This window comes from Solibacillus silvestris (genome assembly GCF_051967575.1).
Classification (GTDB): Bacteria; Bacillota; Bacilli; order Bacillales_A; family Planococcaceae; genus Solibacillus; species Solibacillus silvestris_B.
Genome location: NZ_JBQCJW010000030.1, coordinates 1 through 22,488 on the forward strand (window position 1 = coordinate 1; position 22,488 = coordinate 22,488).

The 22,488-nt window shown below is 38.7% G+C and carries 12 protein-coding genes and 1 pseudogene; 9 read left to right on the plus strand and 4 right to left on the minus strand.

Annotation, left to right across the window (positions count from 1 at the left end; all coding sequences use genetic code 11):
- Positions 1-379 precede the first annotated feature (379 nt).
- The 4 genes from ACTHOQ_RS15100 to ACTHOQ_RS15115 all read left to right on the plus strand — a co-directional run bounded on the left by ACTHOQ_RS15100 (position 380) and on the right by ACTHOQ_RS15115 (position 7,444).
- Complete coding sequence (locus ACTHOQ_RS15100; RefSeq protein ID WP_440496979.1) at positions 380-1,627, plus strand: DUF5068 domain-containing protein; 1,248 nt, start codon at positions 380-382, stop codon at positions 1,625-1,627.
- Between the two features lie 206 nt (positions 1,628-1,833).
- Positions 1,834-5,334 (plus strand): S-layer homology domain-containing protein, encoded by a 3,501-nt coding sequence (locus tag ACTHOQ_RS15105; RefSeq protein ID WP_440496980.1) that lies wholly within the window; start codon positions 1,834-1,836, stop codon positions 5,332-5,334.
- A 504-nt stretch (positions 5,335-5,838) separates the two neighbouring features.
- Positions 5,839-6,708 carry a HipA domain-containing protein gene (locus ACTHOQ_RS15110; RefSeq protein ID WP_440496981.1) on the plus strand — a complete coding sequence of 290 codons (870 nt, stop codon included), beginning with the start codon at positions 5,839-5,841 and terminating at the stop codon, positions 6,706-6,708.
- Positions 6,689-7,444, plus strand: coding sequence for an HIRAN domain-containing protein (locus ACTHOQ_RS15115; RefSeq protein WP_440496982.1), 756 nt, complete (start codon positions 6,689-6,691; stop codon positions 7,442-7,444). Before ACTHOQ_RS15110 ends, ACTHOQ_RS15115 begins: the two co-directional genes overlap by 20 nt.
- Before the next feature lie 157 nt (positions 7,445-7,601).
- Here the strand turns inward: ACTHOQ_RS15115 and ACTHOQ_RS15120 are convergent, their stop codons facing one another.
- The 4 genes from ACTHOQ_RS15120 to ACTHOQ_RS15135 form a co-directional block, all read right to left on the minus strand.
- Positions 7,602-8,192 carry a hypothetical protein gene (locus ACTHOQ_RS15120; RefSeq protein WP_440496983.1) on the minus strand — a complete coding sequence of 197 codons (591 nt, stop codon included), beginning with the start codon at positions 8,190-8,192 and terminating at the stop codon, positions 7,602-7,604.
- 51 nt (positions 8,193-8,243) lie between these two features.
- Entirely contained in the window at positions 8,244-8,870 is a 627-nt protein-coding gene (locus ACTHOQ_RS15125) for a hypothetical protein (protein WP_440496984.1), read from the minus strand.
- A gap of 907 nt (positions 8,871-9,777) precedes the next feature.
- Positions 9,778-9,987, minus strand: coding sequence for a hypothetical protein (locus ACTHOQ_RS15130; RefSeq protein ID WP_440496985.1), 210 nt, complete (start codon positions 9,985-9,987; stop codon positions 9,778-9,780).
- Positions 9,984-10,964, minus strand: coding sequence for an MvdC/MvdD family ATP grasp protein (locus tag ACTHOQ_RS15135; RefSeq protein WP_440496986.1), 981 nt, complete (start codon positions 10,962-10,964; stop codon positions 9,984-9,986). The genes ACTHOQ_RS15130 and ACTHOQ_RS15135 overlap by 4 nt, the downstream gene beginning before the upstream one ends.
- An 879-nt stretch (positions 10,965-11,843) precedes the next feature.
- Here ACTHOQ_RS15135 and ACTHOQ_RS15140 point away from each other — a divergent pair.
- From ACTHOQ_RS15140 to ACTHOQ_RS15160, 5 genes and pseudogenes are all read left to right on the plus strand, one after another.
- A pseudogene (locus ACTHOQ_RS15140) lies at positions 11,844-12,380 on the plus strand (S-layer homology domain-containing protein); the annotation flags it as partial.
- A 1,390-nt stretch (positions 12,381-13,770) separates the two neighbouring features.
- Complete coding sequence (locus ACTHOQ_RS15145; protein WP_440496987.1) at positions 13,771-17,577, plus strand: chitobiase/beta-hexosaminidase C-terminal domain-containing protein; 3,807 nt, start codon at positions 13,771-13,773, stop codon at positions 17,575-17,577.
- 316 nt (positions 17,578-17,893) lie between these two features.
- Positions 17,894-20,107, plus strand: coding sequence for an S-layer homology domain-containing protein (locus ACTHOQ_RS15150; RefSeq protein ID WP_440496988.1), 2,214 nt, complete (start codon positions 17,894-17,896; stop codon positions 20,105-20,107).
- Positions 20,108-20,863: 756 nt separating this feature from the next.
- A complete protein-coding gene (locus ACTHOQ_RS15155; protein WP_440496989.1) occupies positions 20,864-21,478 on the plus strand; it encodes a TetR/AcrR family transcriptional regulator in 615 nt (204 codons plus the stop codon).
- Positions 21,479-21,865: 387 nt separating this feature from the next.
- Positions 21,866-22,488: hemoblobin-interacting domain-containing protein (locus ACTHOQ_RS15160; protein WP_440496990.1), on the plus strand; the 623-nt coding region annotated here is incomplete at its 3' end.

Here is a 22,488-nt window from a genome sequence, read left to right on the forward strand (position 1 = left end):
TAGCCGTTCTCCTGTTGTCTACATAAAACATGAAAAAGTCGAAATAGCATGACGCCATTTCGACTTTTTGTGTGGATCTAATTATGTCCCAACCTCACTTTAATGCTTCTTTTGATTGAGGGAGATTACATTCTAGCAGACTATAAATAATTCTGGATTTACTAATAAAAAATCATTTAGAAGACGAAGCGTTTCATAGAGTGAAATCAAACCTTTTTCCCCCGTCATTAAGAGGAAGGAACTAAAGCTATAACCAAATGACCTAAATGAAGGTGGATGGAAAGTTAGGGAATATTATCCGTTTTTATTCAAAAAGCCCAAATGCATTTTTATTAATGCTATTATGTTTCTATTATTAGGATGGAAAAAGGAGAAAATAATGGAAATGAAAAACTTAGCGTTATTTGGGACAATGTTGACGGCTCTTTTACTGGGGGCATGCGGCAGTGAAAAAGAGGATAAAGAAGAGCAATTGCCTGCAGCTGCTGTTGAAAGCCAAGAAAAAGGCGATGCGGATGAAGTGGATAACAAAGAAGAAAAAGAAGATAAAGCTACAGACACAGAGGATGGGACAATCTTAAATCCATTTATCGCAGAGGATTTAAATGCAGATGTGGAAGTTGTTTTTACGAACAAAAATCCTGAATTGAAGCATGAGTTCAGTAAGGATGTATTTATTCAGATTGACGAATATCAAATTGTGCATGTATCCAATATGAATGAATCGAGTAAAACCAATTTCGATGGCGAAGATGAAGGGTATGTTCTTACATATAAAACGACATTAGTGAACAATTCTGATGAAGATGTATATTATGCTGGCGGTGTTTCTTTACTATCAGATAACGGGATGGATTATATCATTCAAAGAAAGCATCTTGTCGACCGGGAACAGTGGTTAAAAGATGATAGTACTGATAATCCTTCCCACTATTCAAAAGGCAACACTTTCACAGGAATGAACGCCCATTCGATGACAAAAGAACAATTTAATAGACTCAGTTCCCCAACATTAAAAATCGATGCGTTATTCCTGAATGATGATGTATCGCAAAGACTTGGTGAGGAGGCTATATTCAAAATTCCTTTTAATGAAGAAGGAATCGAAAAAGCTGCGGTATCTTCCCAGCTTTACCAAGATCAAATGACGACGGATAATATCGCAGAAAAAGAATTATTCTTTGAAAAAACGGATATTAATGAAACGAAAGAAATTGATGGTGTAAAAATTACGTTAAACGGTGTCCAATATGCGAATATAACGCCAACAGAGGCTTATAAAGATAGCTTTTCCAACTTTGGTGATAGCGGAGTTGTCGCGTTGACGGCAAAGATCACGATTGAAAATGGCAGCGATACACCATTTGATAAATTTTTCGTTGATCGTAAATTGACCGTCGATAAAAATCGGGGGACAATATTTAATGAAGGTATGCTGGAGCCCACTTATCGAGGTGATTTCAATCCTGGCGATAAAGAAGAGTTCATTACTGTTTTCTTATTCAGAAAGGATGAATTCGGTATTTTTAAAGAGTTGGAGCTTCAAGTCGGCCCGCTGAAAGATAGTGATGCAAAACCGCTATTTAAAGAGAAGAGTGTCACATTTGCTTTGCCTTTAGAAAAATAATACGCCAACACTGATTTTGGAGCTTACTGAGCAATCCAAACTATAGAAGCTTTATGTGAGAGTAATCTGGCATAAAGCTTCTTTTCAATTTCGTTTTTAGTTATAAATTACCATTCGAGGAATAATATATTACCCAATTAAAACTACTTTATTTATCATTACGGTGGTATATTAAACTATATAAATGGTAATTGGAGGAATACTTTGTGACTAACAAATCATTAAAAATTTTCACGGCAACAGCCATTGCGGCTACTGTAGTAGCACCTGCGGCAAGCGCAAGCACGACTTTTAAGGATATTACATCTGCAAACTCTCATTATGAAGCGATTCAATTATTGGTTGAACGTGGGGTTATCAGTGGCTATGAAGATGGTACTTTCCGCCCGAATGCTGCATTAACTCGTGGACAAGCAGCGAAAATTTTAGCGAGTGTATTAAATTTGGATACATCCTCAACAAATGAAAAATTCAAAGACGTTACTTCTAAATCAGGATACATAGGCGCTATCAATGCGTTAGCGGATGCAGGCATCATAAATGGCTATGAAGACGGTACTTTCAAGCCAAATGCGCCGTTAACTCGCGGTCAAATGGCGAAGATTTTGGTAAATGCATTCAATCTATCAAAATCGACGGCGCTTACACATCAGTTTAAAGATGTATCAGAAGCGAACGGCTACAGCTATGACATTCAAACATTAGTGGATTACGCAATTACAGAAGGTACATCCCCGACTACATATGCCCCGACTGAAGCAGTAAAACGTGGGCAGATGGCGACATTTGTAGTAAAAGCTGAAAAAGCGAATACGGCAGCAAATGGCGTAGTAAGCTTGCATATTGATACAGTTTCAGCTGGAATTTTAAAAACAGCGGAAGGGGAATTTGCAATCGATTCTTCTTTGGCGGGTGTGCTGTCGGAAGCTAACAATGAAGCATTGGCGAATGCCGTTGTAAAAGCAACGATAAAAGACAACCGCATTACAGCGATGGAGTCACTACAGATCAATGCAAGCGGCTCAGCGGAAAAAGCGGTTGTGCTGGACGGCCAAAATAATGTTGTGGACGGGTCAATCACAATAGCGGGCGATTTTGTGGAAGTTAAAAACCTTACAGTGACAAAGGACATTTTCGCTGGAGGTAAAAATCAAACATCATTAAAGCTGAATAATGTTAAAGCAGCGGGCACATTTAATATAGAGGAAGAGCCAAGTAAAATGGCGAGCATCGGACCGGTTGCGAATAAGGAAATCGCACCGTCTTATCAAATTGAAAACAGTGACATCAAATCAGTAAATATTGCGCGAAACTTAGCAACACTTTCATTGACCGGGACAAGTGCTGTAGCTAAATTATCCGTAGCTAGTAACGTGCAGGAAATAAAACTGGACGGCAAGTTTGGCGAAGTTGTATTAAATGCTTCAAGCGAAATGAAAGTAACAGGTAATGCAACGATTTCCAAAGTAGTCGTAGCAGCAGGAAATGCTAATTTGGATATTACGGGTTCGGTTGCTTCATTGGAAATCACGAATCCAAACATAAAAATCACTTTGAATCCAAATGCGAAAATCAGTAATTTAACTTTGCCGGCCGGGGCAGAGGCAGCATCCGTGATTACAAACTATAGTGCGGTTAGAGCGAATATCGAAGCTGTGAATAATGCCTCTGCAAATTCGAATTCAAACACGAATTCAGGATCAGGCGCAACTATTGATACTGCACCCGGTGGAGGGACAGTGATTACGCCGACAAATCCAACTGAGCCAGGAAAGCCGGCAGAACCATCCACACCGGAAGTTCCAAAATTGCCGGAGCAGCCTTTAGATCCGGGGAATGAACAGTTGGAAGGAAACAAGCCTGAGATGCCTACGGGAGATTTCCTGACAGGCAAGATTTCGGAAATCATTGTTTCAACGCCAGACGCTGCTACAGTAACGTCGGGGGAGAGTTCGAATGTAACTACGGCAGATACAGTAAAAATAAAGCTATCAAACAGTGCCAAAACCTATATTATGGAAGGTGAATTGGCAAGTTTCTTTAAACATAATAAAAATGCTATATCCGGCGCAGATGCTACGGTTGTATTAAATGGTGGAAACATTATCGCTATTAGAGACTTAACATTAAATGCCTCTACAGCACCTGTAACTTTGCTGGATGGCGGCGCTATTACGATTTACGGCAATTTAAAAGTGTTGAATAATCAAATTGAAAAATTAACAAACATTGTCGTTGGCGGCAATCTTATTTTATCAGCAGACCGAACACAAAATTTGGAAATTGATCAAACGAAAGTATTCGGCAAAGTTGAGTTCGAAACGCCATCAGCACAAGCGATGCGTTCGAGATTGGCAAGCATTGCACCATTTGCGGCTGCGACAACTCGCATTAAAATTACATTCACGGACTCCACAGTGGCGATTATAGAAGTGCGAAAAGAGGATGTAGAGCTGCATACAGGAGGAACGACAGAAGTAGCGAACATTCGCCTGTTTGCCAATGCGGATATTACGTCTAGCTTAACAAATGGCAAGATCCTGCCGAAAATCGTAATTGGCCAAGGGGTTACAAATGTTAAATTAAATGCCTCTATTGCCAATGTCGTTATCGAATCAGATGAAGATGTAATTGTTGGCGGGGAAGGCAATTTTGATAATGTCGTAGTGAATACAAATAAAGAAGTGGCGATTAATACAGTGGGGACGATCGGCAATCTTGACATTAAGAAGGATGAGCCAAAAATCAAGCTTGGTGAGGAAGTTCAATCTGTAGGGACAGTTACGACAATTTTGCCGGTTACGGAAGTGTTCCAAAACTACGAAGAGATGAAAGGCAAAGTAGGGCAAGTGGTTTTGCCGAATGTGGATTTCTTTGCGGCGGAGTTGATTCGTGATGATGAAAATATGGGATACTTTAAAATTAAATTAGCTGCTGTAGGGAATTACAAAGTTAAATACCACTTAGTGGATATTGATAAATATTGGGAATTCACTAATGTTGTCCGCAACGTAGATAAAGTCCCGGCAGCTGCGAAAGATTATAAAGTAGGCGAGCAAATTTTCATACCGGCAAATAAAAAGTTATTCGTCTATACGGTCGATGAAACAAATACAATTAAAGATTTCAAGCATGATTTTTCATATGGCGCATCTATTCGTTTCACTTCAACGGAAACAGGCACGAAAATTGAATCTACTTTCGATGTGATGGAAGGTTCAAAAGTTTCGGACGTTTACGAAGGCATTTTCAATTTCAATTTAGATCAGCCAATACTGTATCTTGGCACAACAACGATAGAACTTTATACTTGGAAAAAAGAAGGGGATTATGTAACGTTCTTTGTGCCTGGCACAGACAAATTCACTTTAGCTGAAGAAAATGATGAACAGCGCTATTTTGGCTTCGAATGGAATGTACGCAAGATGCACGGTCAAGGATATGGCGGGGGCTATGGGGGACATAAAGCTACTGCCCTTAAAGTAATCAAAGAAGTCTACAGATTAAGCGAAACAGACCCGGCACCTGCAGAAATGCTGGCTGGACCGATCAATCTAGCCTTTTATGCAGAGTTGAACATAAAGGAAAATATAGCTGAAAATTCAAATGTTGATAATTACAGAACTGTCGTAAAAGGCGCTAAAACATTGGAAGAACTATATGACTCGATTATTTACATTAACGAGAAATATAATGCAATAAAATAATGGAGTGTTGGGGACGGTTCTCCTGTCTCTTGTCCCGCGAGGAATGTGGGGGACGGTTCTCGCATCTCTCCATGAAAAGCCTTGCACGAGAGAAATCTCCTGCAAGGCTTTTCTCTTTGGATGAGTAAATTTCATCTAGCCACTAAGACCACCACTTGAGCCATCGTCGCCTCCCAATCCCCACAAAGCAGATTACAGGCAAGGAAATAATGAATTTGGTACCCTGACCAAATTATCCCTGTCAATACGCCTTCCACGTGTTGCTGGATAAGATTAGTTACGCTGAACTTGGCGTTACGTTCTTGACAGAAGGGTGCTGCAAGCGCAATCACACCAAAAGAAAGCGAAATGATATTGCAGCAGGGTAAGCCTAAACGTATTTTTCGTGTAAGGGGTGCAAGAGATTAAAATAATATGTAGAAGGGACAGCTATAATGAGTGACAATTTAAGGCTAAATCTATATACTGAATAAATAGCTATGTCAGCCTGAGGGAGGAATGGGCATGATTGATATTTCACTTTGGGAGCGAGATATTAAAAGCCAGGCATCTGGTACAAGAACTAAATTTTGGGTATGCCAACCTTCTGAAGGGTCTGATGAAAAAATAAAATATCTTTTCAAAATACCTACTGAGGGTACAGGAGGACATTGGGCGGAATTCATCGCAAGTCAGATAGGAGCAAAGCTGAACTTTTATACAGCAGAAGTAGAGCTTGCTTTAAATTGCGGAATTAAAGGGACAATTTCAAAAAACTTCCGGGCGGAAACAGAAGCTTTGTATGAGGGGGGAGATTTGTTTCTTGCCCAATTTGAAAATTTTGATCGGCATTCTTTAATAAACTATGAGTTACCCCATATTTTAACAATCCTAACTGAATATAATTTAGAAAAAGATTTTGTAGCAATACCTGTTTTCGATGCTCTAATTGCCAACAGTGACCGACATTGTGATAATTGGGGTGTATTAGATGGTCCCTGGGGTATTCGATTAGCGCCTATTTATGATAACGGCTCTTCGCTTGGATTTAATACAGTAGGTTCCCAAAAACAAAAGATGTTAACAAATAACCATATGTTAGAGGGCTTTTGTAATAGAGGGAAATCCAGCATTGGTTTGCCTAATAAGAAAAGACCAAAACATTTTGAATTGTTAACGCTGCTAAACAGCTATTTACCTGATGAAGTAGCTTATGCAATGGAGAGAATAAAACATTTAAATAAGGAAATGCTGTATATGGTCATTGATCCTATTCCAAATCATTTAATGAGTGAATTAGATAAGGAATGGGTAACACGGCTGCTATTGTATAGAAAAGAGTGGCTATTGAAATGGTATGGAAGGAGTGCAAGATATGAGACAAAGACCTTTTGAATTGTGGCTAATTTGGCAGAATGTTGAAACTCGTCAACGGTATCATGTGGGAAGATTGCTTTTTCAGGACGGTGTTTATACGTTTAAATATGAAACAAATGGATATCGCAGAAAGTTGGCGGAAGCATTGGAAAAAGGGTATCGTCCGCATCTGGCTTTTCCTCATACAAATAAAGTTTATCGTTCTAAAACGTTGTTTGGACCATTTGCTAGGCGGGTGCCTGATCATAGAAGACCAGATTATGACTGCTTGCTTCAAGAACTGGGTCTTCCTGCAGATAGCACGGAAATGGACGTTTTACGTGCGACAGGTGGTATTTTAGCAACGGATTCTTACGAGTTCGTGGCTCCTATTTTTGTGGAAAATCAACTATTTGATTTGGAGTTTTTTGTTGCGGGATGGCGTTATTATGGAGGGGAACATATTATAGATCAATTGCAAAGGGATCAATATGTTGACCTTCTATTGGATCCGACCAATCCGGAAGACCCTAAGGCAGTGTTGGTGAAATCTGCGAATGGTGAAAAGCTAGGTTTTATTCCGGCTTTTTACAGTGGCTGGATGTATGAAATGATTCAAAGTGAATGTAGCTACAGAGCAAAAATCGAGGCAATTTATCCAGATGCAGTCCCGCATCGCAAAGTGAACATTTCGATTTATGGTGAGTTGAATCCTTCTATGGATATAAAAACTATTTTAAACGATAATGAACAATTACTTCTGGTTGTGCACTAATACCAAAAAGTTGATATATTAATCTTAACTATAAAATAGCGCCGCCTGAAAAATAGGCGGCGCTATTTTCCTGTGTCAGTGATCATTAGCAGATGAAATTCTAAAAAAGAAAAGCCTAAAATATGATGGAAATCTGTAAGTAATTTTGATAATAAAGCTATTTTAATAGTATATCAATCAATAGTTCATACTCTTCTTCAATTTTCCTCTCGATATTTTTTTCATTTTCTTTTACTATATTTCTTCTATAAAGTATGCTCTCTTCTGAAAAGTAATAATCCGACTCGATTTTGCAATGCTCGCTTTCAAAGTATTCTTTTGAGTTGGTAGAGGGAATTGTTATAGCACCATACTCCCCTCCAATTAAAATTCCTTTTACGTCAAAAGATTTAATTACTTCTTTTAAACCAATGTCGTGTGTCAATATAAATGGTAGGAAAAAAGATTGATTATGATCAATTCTAGTGAAAGTTTCCATAATTCGAGGAGCCATGAAATCCCATGAAATATTTTGAATTGTTTTCAGTGATATTTCCTTTTTTTTATTTTTTTGTATTTTACTGAATATCCTGAAATTGCTACTATCTTTAAAGTACTTGTATGCTATTATTGCCTCTCTATCGAAGTATATACCTACTCTATTATGCATAAAGTTGATTAGCTCTAATATTTTCTTTTGAGCATTTTTATTACTTGAAAATTTAACTTTTAAAACGCCAATTAAAAATAGAGTCATTTGTTTTTGCATGAATGAAATACTTTTTAGTGAGGCTATTGCAATCTCATTTCCGAAAAAAAATTAAATATTTCTAGTAGCTCTTATCTCAGCTTCAACTCTGGTAATTGTATAGCATACCTTTCCTTCTTGTTTATATAATTCTTGATCAATACTTTTGAATAGTTCCAAACTTATAATATTATCAAAAATATCTTTATATGTGTGCTTAAAATCATTAATATTAAAAGTATTATGTAGGGCAATTTGCTTTGAATTTTCAATTATATAAAAACTATAGTCATATTGAAAGTTTTCCCTTAACAGGACATCAATAGATCTCCATACATCATTATCGAATTTATTTGTTTGATTATTAACGAAATTATGCACATAGGTTGCATATTGTGTATCGAACATTACGGAGTAGTCAACTGGAATCGGTACATTTTTTTTGGTTGAAAGCACACTTTTTAATATATCATTATCAATAAAATATAGATTTGGTGATTGAAAATAAGGCAAAAAGTCATTTTCCTCAGAAAAGACTCTTTTTATAAAGTCTTTTGGAAGAAATTCGTTTGTATAATTTCCAAGGGTAGTTATAAATCTTAAGTTATTTTTTGAAGTAGCAAATGTTTCCCATAAAGCTACAACATCGGTCGGTGTGGTAGCTTTAGACAGATTGTACAGTTGTAATTGATTTTGCATAAAATATCCTCCAATATTGTGGATGTAATGAAAAGTCATGGACATCCTCCAGCTAAGTTAATAAAGTTTCACATTCAAAATTAAGAAGTAAATGCAACAATTCGATTTTCACTCAAGTCGCAAATAACGGTTCTAAAAGAATACCCTTTGCCTCATGCAAATTTATAAACGCTAATAATTGAATGATTTCAAAATTAGGCGGCTCTGTATGATAGATAAGGTGAAGAAATGTATTGTGATTAGTAGAGAGCTGGGCAGCGGGCGGCTAAATAGTTCATGGAAAACGCAAATTTACGTAATAATTTTTCTACTCAATTTGTTTTAGGGACGGAACTGCTTATCCAATCAGATCGTTCATAGAAAATGTGCTGTGAACAAATCAGAATATAGCAAAATCATTTTAAGTGTGTAATTGGATTTTTACTGCTTGATTAACAGCTGATAAATCTTACAATGCTAGTATATAAGAACTGTTTTTTCTAGTACTTGCTTTATGACATTTTGGAGAAGTAGCAAATTGGCAGTTAGTAGAGAGTTAGAGAGTGTTAGAACAAAATTGTGTAGTGTCAGCCCAAAACAAATTGGTTGAAGATGATTTGCAGCTGATGATGCCTAAGGTAAAAACATTTGGAATACCTCTTTTTAAATGCTAGATGCTGGACCGGAATAATATAGGGTAAACACTTTCACTAAAAGAGTCTAAGAACCACTTTTATTTTGCAATAAACAGACGCTCATCTTTTCCTTCGATAACAGTTGGAAACAGTACATTGATTTTGTCATCCCCAATATTTAGTAATGAATCAATATATAAAACAAAAAAGTGGATTTGGAAAATGAATAGACTTCCAAACCCACTTTTATTTTGGGCATATTGGATAGCCCCCTTTAAATGGTCTATAACAACTTATGCGATATGCATACCCTCATTAGGCCTATCACTATCAGAACGGCTATCCTTCTCGGCTGCATATGTAGACTCACGCGAAGAAGTCGATTTGCCAGATGCATAAATATCTGAAGCATTAGGATTATTAGGAGTCCATACCCAATCATTATCTAGCTTATTTTTGTCAGGTGTAGGTGCTTCTAAAAAATTTAGCGCAAATACTTTCATGTTAAATTCACCTCCTTTACATTAGCAATAAGCCATTTTGAAATCTCTTTGGAAATTTCTAAACCTGTTAAATCTTCAATCCATAGCCATTGACCAAAACAATTTATTTCGAGAAAGAACCATTCGTTATCAGGTGTAACAATAAAATCTAAAGCCCCGTAGTTTAACTCAAATTTAGATAGTAAATGATTTACCCTGTCGCTGATTTCTTTAGGAGGTTTAATAGGAATATGAGGTGTATTGGGTATGTCATATCTTCTCCAATCAACATTGGCTTTAATAGATTTTTGCGAATCTATTTTACAAACAAAATGTTTAGTTCCTACCACTGTATATCTTACTTCATAGTTTTTAGGGATGTATTTTTGTAATACTATAGGATTTTCTCCTTGAGTATTGAAATTTTCATTAATATCAGTTGGATTGATAATATTTACGTATAGGCCTTCGTAATTACCTTGATCAGATTTATAGAATTCTTGTGTCATCATTTTAAAAACTACTAACTCATGTTCTTCGACGAATTCTAATAATTTACTCTTATCGTTAGAAACTAAAGTAGGAGGTATCTTGAATCCAACTTGATTAGCAAATTCCATTTGTATGTATTTATTTTCTCCTTTGTAAGCTTTATCGAGTTGGTTTAGCCATTTCTTTTCTTTTAACGTTGAGTAAAAGCCATTCAAAGTTTTATTCCATTCATTTTTCCAAATTTGAAAACCGGTAGAAGTATCATTTAATTCTTCTAAAGTTAGTTCAACAAAACCTCTTCTGGCCCAAATTACACCAATATCATCTGAAGTAATAACCCGTGAATCTTGATGTATATGCCAAATATTATTTTCAAAAGATATTGTAGAATTTTTCAGCGCTGTAGTATCGAGATTGAAACGAAAGTATTCAACTGATGAATCTACTAGATTTTTTATTACCATATCTGCATGTATATCGAAAGAATCTGTCAAAATAAAAATCACTTAATCACCTATCCTTTTTATATAATTATAGTAATAAATGGTACCTTTTTCATCTTTTTATTTAAAATTAAACTATTGATTTGAATTAATATAATTTTATAGTAATTTTTCTCTTTATTTTTCATTTAAATGATAAAATAAAAAAAAAAGAACAATATTTACTATTTCATATCAAAAAGTACCTCTTATTTTATGTGATATTGTAAAGTTGTTAAAGCAATGATATTTTCCCTGAAATATTTAATAAAAAAGCAAAAAAGTTAGGTAACTAACCCTGAATTGCTTCAAAATTGGTTTATTAAAACAGACGGCACAATGCAAATATTTACAGATTTAATTGTTATTAAGGTAGCGAAATTTATCGGTACTTTAGGAATGCCATAAAATGGCTTTGAAAGATTACTGGGCTTAGCGAAACAAGGGCAATAATAACCGAGAAAAATTGTAGCGCGGAAATCACCTTATCACAAGTGCTGAAGGTGTTTGGAAAAATTCCGGTTATTTCCGCTCGTTGCTTCAGCTCTTTTCAAGCAGAGAAATTGTAAAACAATTTCTCTGCTTTTTTTCATGCCTCCGACCAAAACTCCTGTCCTAAAATTTTATTTCATTCATATGAGAATGGACCGCTTTCAATAGCCATACAAAAGTGAGTTAAGTATCATTTTCTGGATAATTCTAAAAATTCACATTAATTTACAATATATTTACTACCCTTCTGCTAAAATTACTATGTTAAACAAAATTATGGCAATTGGGATTTTAATAATTCAAGCTAATCTCTATTAACTATTGGTGAAATAATCTTAACTAAATAGAAAAGAGGAGGAATTTTCAGGTATGAATAAGCGGAGATTGAAGTATTTAAAGGGGATAACGGCAATGGCGGTTGCAGCTTCGGCGGTCGTAGTCGTTGCACCGGTCGTCCCTGAAGCAAGCGGTTTCAGGGATGTCCAGCCAACACATCAATTTTATGATGCCATTAAAAGCTTAAGCGACCGCGGCATTATTAACGGTTTCCCGGACGGCACTTTTAAGCCGGGGCAAAATTTGACGCGGGGACAAGCGGCGAAAATTATTGCAAGGGTATTGGAACTCGATACAACGAATGTAAGCAATCCGAACTTTAAAGATATTCCAGCAACGCACCAATACTACGGAGCCATCGCAGCATTAAAGCAAGCGGGCATTATTGACGGTTATGAAGACGGTACATTTCGCCAAGGGGCAAACATCGAGCGTAATCACATAGCGAAAATAATCGCCAACGCCTTAAAATTGGAAGCTGAAAATACGGATAATCTTCCTTTCACGGATATTCGCGCGGATTATAAAAAAGCGATCGCCGCTTTATATGAAAACAATGTAACAACAGGCAAGACCACTACATTATTTGATGGTTTCTCCAATGTAACGCGCGGGCAGATGGCGGCATTTATTACACGTGCAGAGGCAGTACGCAACCCTACTCCAGCACCTGCCAAAAGTGTGACATTTAAAGTTGAAGATTACACAGCGACGGAAATTGTTATTGACGGGACAAGTTATTCCTACAGCAATTCAGCAAAATCAATCTTTACAGCAGCGAATAAAGCGGCATTAACGGACGCGACGATTACAGCGATAGTCGAAAATGGCGTCATGACAAAAGTGAATAATGTGACATTGAATAATAAAGGAAATGCTGAATCGCCTGTTGTATTCAATACAAATGCAACGATTGACTCCTTAACAATCAATGTAGACTATATAGCAGTGAAAAATGTCTCTGTCACAGGCAATGTAACGATCACTTCAAATGTGGCAACTGAGTTTGAGCTTGATGGCGCAACGATTTCCGGTGATTTAATTGTGGATAATGCTGTTTATGGTACCCTTGCTTCATTAAACAACAAATTCGCGGATGACGGGCGGCTGGGACCTAAAGTAGCGATGAAAAATTCGCGTGCTGGAAAAGTGCATGTAAAACGTAATGATATATCCATTGAAACGGATGTGGCAATCCCGGAGCTTACAATCGCTGCAACCGTTACTTCCATTCGCTTGGATGGCACTATCACAAAAATAACGGTGGAATCAACTACAAAACTTGAAATGACAGGGAACGCCAATATCGGGCAACTAATACTAACGTCAGCGGTGGAACTGGCTTTAAAAATTTTGGGTACAGTGGACAGTTTAACTGTAAATCATCCTGCAGCTAAGATTACATTAAGCGCTGGATTGACAATAAACGAATTAACAATCCCGGCAGGTTCAACGGCAGCCGCAATCATTGCCAACTATGCGGCAGTCGCCTCCCAAATTAAAAAGGTGATTGTTGGCACGACACCAAGCACGGGAAATCCGGGCACAGGAGGCAATACAGGCGGGGGAAGTGCTACACCAAATCCGGTTAACCCGCCAGTAGGGGAAGTGAAAAATTATAATGTAGGAAGTTTGGCGGAGTTAACCCAAGCTTTAAAAACAGCTAAAGGTGGTGATACGATCAAGTTCATGAATGCAGTGACAGCAGATATCGCGTTGGCGGAATTAGTGAATCTTGACTTGAACGGCCATACATTGACGGGGAATGTGACAATCACAGCCCCAGCAGCTACTGGCACATACTCATTATCCCCAACAGGTGGGATGGGGATAATTACTGGAGATTTGTTAATTGATGCCCCGAATGTGAACATTACGATTGATGGATTAACGATTGAAGGGAATACGGTTATCGACTAATGCATTGTTTTTCCGGAAGAAGATAAGTGGGTGTCTTCCTTTATTGGGATGCTTAACTAAAAAATCATAAGGAGCTAAACATATGAAGAAGAATGGATTCAATCATGCCTTTTTTAAAATTGCATTAACATTTTTGCTTGTATTGTCAATGATGCTTCCCCATCTAGCTGCTGCAAAGGCGGAAACAACAGGTGATACGGGGGCTGCCGAAGAGCTTAATCAATTTGAAGCTACAGGAAACATATCAACAATCGCCGATGCCCGAGCAGCTAAAGAAACTGGGCAAACAGTTCAAATACAGGGAACGGTTACGACAAAGCCAGGCAGCTGGGGAGGAAATGCTTTCTACGTGCAAGATGCTTCAGCAGGGATTTATGTTTACTCAAATTCTGCGGAGGCAAGTAATTTAACTATTGGGGATACAGTAAAAATCACGGGTGAAACAAGTTTATATAATGGAGAAATACAGTTCAATTTGCCAACAATCGAATTCATGTCAACAGGACTATCGCCGGCGCCCCAACCTGTGAATTTACCGATTATAAATGATAGTACACAAGGTGAATTAATAACAATTGAAAATGTGACAATCAAAGAGTTAAAAGCTTCTGGCACGTTTGGCACATTTGAATTTAAAGCATTCGATTCGGCAAATAATGAATTATTAGTTCGCCACGACAACAGGACTGGCTATCAACTAGCTGATTTTGAGGCGGCTGGGTACAACAATAATGACGTTATAACAGTAACAGGAATCGCTTCTATTTATAATGGGACATACCAATTGAAAACATTAAGTGCGGAAAGCTTCAGCTTAGTGACAAATTATGCCCCAATACAAGGGACTAATATTAAAGCATACCCGGAGCCGGGTGAAGTTTTTGCAGGAACAAAGGTAACGTTGGCAACAGATACGCCTGACACAACGATTTATTACACAACAGATGGCACTGAACCAACCACTGCCAGCATGGTTTACGAAGCGGCAGCAGGCATTGTTGTAAATGAAGCTATGACAATTAAAGCGTTCGCGACGGCAACAGGCTTGGACGATAGCGAAATTGCTGCATTTGCATACACAATGAAAGCAGAACCGACAATTATTTCGATCGCAGATGCGCGTAATGCTTTAGCCGGTCAAGAAGTAATCGTTGCAGGTGTCGTAACAGCAAAATTGGAAACAGCTACGGCTCATATCCAAGATGAACAAGGAACAGCAATTGCAATTTACCCGGCGGATAGCCTATCAGCAAATGTCGGGGATTACGTGACAGTTCAAGGCAAAGTAGCCGAATACAGCGGGTTGAAGCAATTAACGAATATTAAAATCATCGGCACACAGGTACAATCGACAGTGCCAGAGCCGCAAGTTATTACAAGTGCAGGGATTGCAGAAGACAATGAATCAAGGCTAGTAACGCTAAAAAATGTCGCAATTACGGGCTCGGGTCAAAATTTTACGGGCACCGATGCAGCGGGAACATTTGCGATTTATGATAAAACAAGAGACTCGGGTTTAGTGGATGGAAAAACGTACGGTGAAATTACGGGAATCGTTGGGCAATATACGAATCACCAGCTGCTTCCAATCCGCATTATTGAAGATACGACAAAAGTTCAAAACGTCCAAGCTTCCCATACAGGCGGCGTCACGGCTGGAACGAATGTGGCTCTTTCTACAATGACGGAAGGCGCGACGATTTACTACACATTGGATGGCATGACACCCACAACAGCAAGTACAAAATATACGGGTGAAATTGCCGTTAATGAGCCAGTGACGATTAAAGCGATTGCGGTAAAAGAAGGATTGACAGACAGTGCCATTGCAATATTTGTCTATGAAATTATAGACACGGCGAATGCAAAAATTAGCGATATTCAAGGGGCAAATCATACATCGCCATATATCGGTTTAACTGTAAACGATGTTGAAGGGATTGTAACTTTTGTTATTGATTCTTCCAGCTTTATTATGCAAGAAAATCGTTCAACTTTCGATGGAGTGAAATCAATGGCGATTAAAGTGAATAAATCGGCACATCGTTTGGCAGCAGGCGATGCTGTGGAAGTCACGGGCATTGTAACGGAAGCTGGCGGAAATTCCCGTTTAAAAGATACGCAAATCGCAGCAAGTACTGTGGAGAAAACAGGTACGGCAGCAGTCCCGGAAGTTCTTGTTATTGGAGAGGACTTGTTCCCGCCGAACAAAATTATCGACAACGATAGTTTTGCAATTTTCGATCCGCATGAAGACGGCATCGATTTTTGGGAATCAATCGAATATATGCGTGTATCATTCCCGGATGCGAGGGTGATTGGACCAATCTATAATAATGACTCGCCAATTGTTGTGCCAAATACAACAAACAATATATTCAATGCGAACGGCGGATTAAATATTGCTGCAGATGATTACAACCCGGAAAAAATTATGCTGGAAGGGGTATCGGGGAAAAACTATGAATCGGGTGACCGGTTTAATGAAGCGCTTGTCGGATTCGTGGAGAATTTCTCGGATGGCTATCGACTCAATACAAATAAAATTTTCCCGGAAGTGACAAAGGCTAATCTGCAGCAGGAAGTGACGCATCTATTGCCCGTGGCAGATAAGTTAAATGTCGCTGCGTACAATATCGAAAACTTCTCAAATAACAGTGCCAACACATCAGACGAAAAAGTGGCGAAAATCGCATCGACATTTGTGGTCAATATGAAATCCCCTGATATTATTACATCGGTCGAAGTGCAGGATAATGACGGCGAAACCGATTCAGGCAATGCCGATGCATCGGAAAGCTATATGCGTTTAATCGATGCCATTAAAGCTGCGGGCGGTCCTGCTTATGATTGGATTGACGTCATGCCGATCAACAATACAGTTGGAGGGGCGCCAGGCGGGAATATTCGCGTCGGCTATTTATATAATCCAACACGGGTTTCATTAGTGACAGGAGCACAAGGAACAGGTGAGCAGGCAAATGCATGGACAGCAGATGGAAACTTGGCATTGAACCCAGGTTTTATCGATCCATCAAAATTTGAAGATACACGCAAACCGATTGCGGCCGAATTTGAATTCCAAGAGGAGCGTGTAGTCATTATCGGAGCCCACTTAAATTCAAAAGGTGGGGACGATTCGTTATGGGGGCCAACTCAGCCGCCAGTTTTAGATTCTGTACAAGAGCGTCTTCAGCTCGCCCAGACAATTAATGATTTTATCGATGAGGGTCTTTCGAAAAATCCTGATTTAAACATTGTCGTGGCGGGCGATATGAATGATTTTGAATTCACGCCGGCACTTGAAGCGCTAAAAGGCGGTGTTTTAACGAATATGGTTGATAAAGCGTTGGTGGAAGATCGTTTTAGCTACTTCTTCCAAGGGAACAACCAAGTGCTGGACCATATTTTAGTATCCAATAATCTTGCTGATGTGACGGAGATTGATATGATTCATATAAATGCGAACTTTACAGAAGCGCAAGGCCGCGCATCTGACCATGACCCTGTATTAGTCCAAATTGATTTGAAGGCTGATAAAGAGGAAACGCCGATCACGCCTGAAAAAGTATATAGCTTCAGAAATTACAAAACAGGGAAACTCGTAATCAATCGCCCAAGCATTTCGCTTACATTAGGTGAAAATACAAATATCCGAAATGGCATTGTCGTAACGAGCCAATATGCGGAATTCCACGGCAGCGGGCTCGCGGACAAAACATTGACAATCCGCCCGAAAAAAGCGGATGCAATCATTGATTTTAAAAATACTCAAATCGGGGAAATTATTATTGATGGCCAAAATGTAAAGGAAATCCGCAATTTGCCTGCCAATGTAACAGTCACTTACATCAATGGGGCGTCACAAACTATTATAAAATTTAAGTAAGGAAAATAAATGCAGCGATACGGCAGTTTTCGGCAAGAGACAATTGTACATGGCAGAAAAGATAAAGGAGTGATTTGAGAGGGAAATTTCGGACGGTGATTTTCTTCCTGATATTTAATACATTGAAATACAAAATAGGGCCTTTCATTCTACCAGCAGAATGAAGGGCTTTTTACTTTTCTCATCTCCAAAATTACCCTCGCCCCCGTTAATACAAAAACTATGGAAAAGTAGTATATTTAAAGTTATAATTAAAAATATTCACTATAGGTGAATTATTCAAAAAAATACAGGAAAAGGAGGTACGTGTTTAAGTATGAATAAAAGACGGCAATCGATGTTTTTAAAAGCAACAACAGCGGCAACTTTAGCGGCTTCAGCCGTAACAGTGTTAGTGCCAGCCGCTTCAGAGGCTAGTACATTTGCGGATGTGCAGCCATCCCATCAATTTTTTGATGCAATAAAAAGTTTAAGTGATCGTGGCATTATTAATGGATATGAAGACGGAACTTTTAAACCTGATCAAAATTTGACACGTGGACATGCGGCGAAGATTATTGCAGGGATGCTCGATTTAGACACATCAAATGTCAACAATCCGAACTTCAAAGACATTGCGGCAACCCATCAATATTACGGGGCTATCGCAGCATTAAAGCAAGAGGGCATTATTGATGGGTATGAAGACGGAACATTTCGTCCGGGAGCGAGCATCGAGCGAAACCATGTAGCGAAAATCATTGCCAAAGCATTAAATTTAACCACGGCAAATGTAGATGGATTACCGTTCACAGATGTACATCCGGATTATAAGGAAGCCATTGCCGCCTTATTTGAGAACAATGTAACAACAGGCAAGACCCCGGCATTATTTGGCGGTTCTTCAAATGTGACACGCGGGCAAATGGCCGCATTTATTAAACGCGCAGAAAAAGTCGTTGATCAAGGAGGTACGGAAGCACGAACAATTAACTTTAAAGTAACCGATTATTCCGATGAGTCCATAACAGTTGAGGGGAAAACCTACCCATTAGCGACAGCTGTAAAAACGATATTTACGGAAGCGAATAGAGCGGCACTGACTAATGCTACGATTACGGCAACTATGGAAAATGGTGCAGTGACAAAAGTTAGTAAAGTAATTTTAAATAATGCGGGCTCAGCGGATGGGGCAGTTGTATTTGATGCCGTTGCGACACTCGACTCGTTGGTAATCAATGCAGGCTATGTAACCGTTAAAAATGTTACCGTAACAGGAAATGTGACAGCGACTTCGAGTGTTGCGGCAGAGTTTGAGTTTGATGGTGCGACATTGCATAGTGATTTGATTATAGATGATGCATTCTTTGATGAAATCGCTTCAATAGACAATGCCTTCGCAAACGATGGACAAAAAAGCGTTAAAGTAAAAATGAAAAACACCCCTGTTTCCAAAGTGCATGTAATGCGTAACAATGTTTCGGTAGTATCCGATAGTACGATTCCAGAGGTTGTGGTGGCACCAGCTGTTGCATTCATTAACTTAAATGGTTTGATTACAAAAGTAACAGTGCAATCAACAGCAGCATTTGAAATTACAGGAACGGCAAATATCGGTGAAATATTATTAACAACGGCAGTGAAGCTAGCTTTGAATGTACGAGGTACGATAAATGTGCTAATGGTTCAAAATCCGGCTACTCAAATTACAGTAGGCGAAGCTTTAACAATAAATGAATTATGGATTCCAGCTCGTTCAACAGCAGCGGAAATAGTCCCAAACTATAAAGATGCTGCTTCACAAATTATAAAAATTATCATTATGGGCACTACATCTGGCACGGGCAACGATAGCACTGTTGAAAGTGGGTATCCAAATCCCATTAGTCCTGCTCCCTCCCCGGGTTCAGGGGAAAATGCTCCCCAAAAAACTGTGGCTATCCTATTCGCGGCAAAAGCTGGTTCTACAATGTTGGACGGTGCAACAATTAAAGTATACAGCGATGAAAGCAGGACGATTGAAGTGAAAGACCCAATGAAAGTAGCTGCAGGCACGTATTATTACACGGTGTCTAAAAGTGGCTATATAACTGTAGCTGGGTCGGTAGAAGTGAAAGAGGCAAGTAAAGTAGTGGAAGTTCATTTAGTAGCGATAGAAACTCCAAAATTATTAAGTTTGACAGCAAGAGTTGGGGACAAAAACATCGAAGCTACTGGAAATGGCTCCAATGAGTTTGTATTTAATGTAACTGAAGGAACGGATATATCGGAAATTGTAGCTACTTTTAATAAGGTGATTCAATTACCATTAGGCACAGAAGCAATTATGAAGGGTAATGATGGTTCGGAAATTCGATATGGCACAGCAGCCACTTCTCCCGATAATGCGAAAGCTATAATTATTAAGCCTGCAGGAAATAGCGGGACTGCTAGTTTGGCAGGGACTTTTACAGTTATTTTAAACACTTCTTCAGGACAGCTAAATACTTTGGTTGATATTGATGGAAATGAGTTTACAATCCCGACAATTAATCTAAATATAACTCCTTAGGAAAATAAAACGAAACGCAACACTATAAGCATGCAAAATGTGAAATGTGTGTCACTAGCAAAGTGATAGCTATTAAGATGAATTGGTTGGTGCAATTCCAGCCGGTGCGGAACAGTCACACCGCATCAGCTTAATCCTCCTGCATCCAGTGAAGCGCGGCCAGGCTGAAGGGGTGAAGTCAGGTGAAGTCGTACTCAGAAAGCTCTGAGGCGGAGCTCTTTAAAAGATTTCTATGGTTAGGACAACGAATCCATTGTTTAAAGCACTAGAAGCAAGCTTGTACAATAAGAAGCTACGCTAGGGGTTTTGTGCAAGTCCCGTAAGATGAAATAATTACGAGGCAATTGATACAATTGACTGTTAAATCATTTGTTCTTCTAGAATGCAAAGTGGAAACCTAAGGAAATTAAAATAAGGGAACATCTTAATGGAACGTTTGAAGTTCTTTATAATGAGGGATGGTCGTCCTAATGAAATATAAAGAATGGCGGCAGATTCATAGTAGTGCAGATTGCCAGCCGATTGGACTTGTATGGCAACATGCGAGAAGGGGAAAACTGGCAGGAGCGAAGGAATCTAGTCAATATGATATTTGTAAAAAGTATATTTCCTGAAAAAGCGTGATTATTTAGTAAATGGTATAATATGAGGGCGTTTATACTGTTCGTTTGGGCTGTATAACTGCTCACTAAAGGCAAATATAAGCAGGATATGCTGCTCGACTTTATTTTAAACAATGTTTGGAGATGTATATTAATGGCGACAAGAGGAAGACCAAAAGGCGCAAGTGGGGAAGAGAGCCGCGCGTTATTACTTCAAGTAGCTGCAAAAGAGTTTGCACAAAATGGTTACTACGGGACTAAAATCAGTACCATTGTAAAAGGCGCATCATTGACTCAACCTGTTTTTTATCTTTATTTCCAAAATAAAGAGGCTGTATTTCAGGAATTAGTCGATTTGTTTCGTATTCGGCTCGTTGATTTTGTAAACAAAAGCCGCTTAGAACCAGCCCTTGAATTAAATACTGTTCAAGAAAGGGTTACATATGGTTTAGCGAACTTACTGCGTTTTTTCTCGAAAAACCCTGATTTGACGCGAATTGGTTTTTACATATCAGCAGATGCGGATGAAATAAAAAAGCAGCTTGTAATCCAAATCAAAGAAAATTTGGACGTGGAGGTAAGCGAAGGGTATTTCCGCACAGATTTTGATACACATTTACTGGCTGAATGCTTAGTCGGTATTATCGAACGACTGACATTTACACAATTGTTGACACAGCAAAAAGACCCTGAAGCCATCGCAAATGATATTGTGAAGTTGTTTTTATATGGGATTATGGGTACTGGGGACGGTTCTCCTGTCCCATAAATAAAGTAGTTTTAGGTCAAATGGCTATTGGTGTGGGATAAATAGCAGCTCATCACCATTATATCCAAAAACTACTTTTGAATAGTTTGATTTTCGTAAAATATAAAATAATCATGCAATATTATTTTTAAAACTATTTTGTAATAGTTTTGGGTTAAAGGTGGTTGGGGTGAAACAAATAGCAGCTCATGATCATTATAATCTAAAACTACTTTGAAATAGTTTAATGGCCTTTAGGAAATAGGCACAAATATCATACTTGACGGATCGCCGTGTGCGGGGAAACTCGCCTGCACGGTGAGGGCTCGAATCGAAAGCATCTATCAGGATGTATAAGACGAGAATAGCGCATTAAAAAATCCACCTATTATTTATGGCCAAGCTGATTTGGCAACTGCTATTTTTAGTTTTGCAGAGAATGCCGATTGGCGCAGTAAAGTTACGGCTGTATTAGTAAATAATTATTCAACAAGTCATATCGTAGCGAGTGCAGCTGGCAGTATGACAGTAGATATTTCAAATATGGCATTGTCGCCAGGAACTCATATTTTTCGATTGAAAGCAAGCGGCTATGAGGATGCAACCATTATAGTCACTATTCCAGAATTGCCGCTGCTCCCATCACCGACAATTACGAGCTATATAACCGATAAAGGCAAATTTACACTCAACTTCGCAGACAATGCGGATTGGCGCGATAAACTGACGGAAGTATATATTAACGGGGTCCGGTGGGATGGAACTCACTTCGATAAGACGGTGGCAGGCCAGGTAAAAATCAAACTGCAATATAATCCGGGAACGCATACGATTGTACTGAAGGCAACAGGTTATGCGGATGTCACGGTAACGGCAATCATACCCGAGCCGCCCCAATCCCCGACAATTACAAGCTATGAAATCGATAAAGGTAAATTTACATTCAACTTCGCGGACAATGCGGATTGGCGCGATAAACTGACGGAAGTATATATTAACGGGGTCCGGTGGGATGGAACTCACTTCGATAA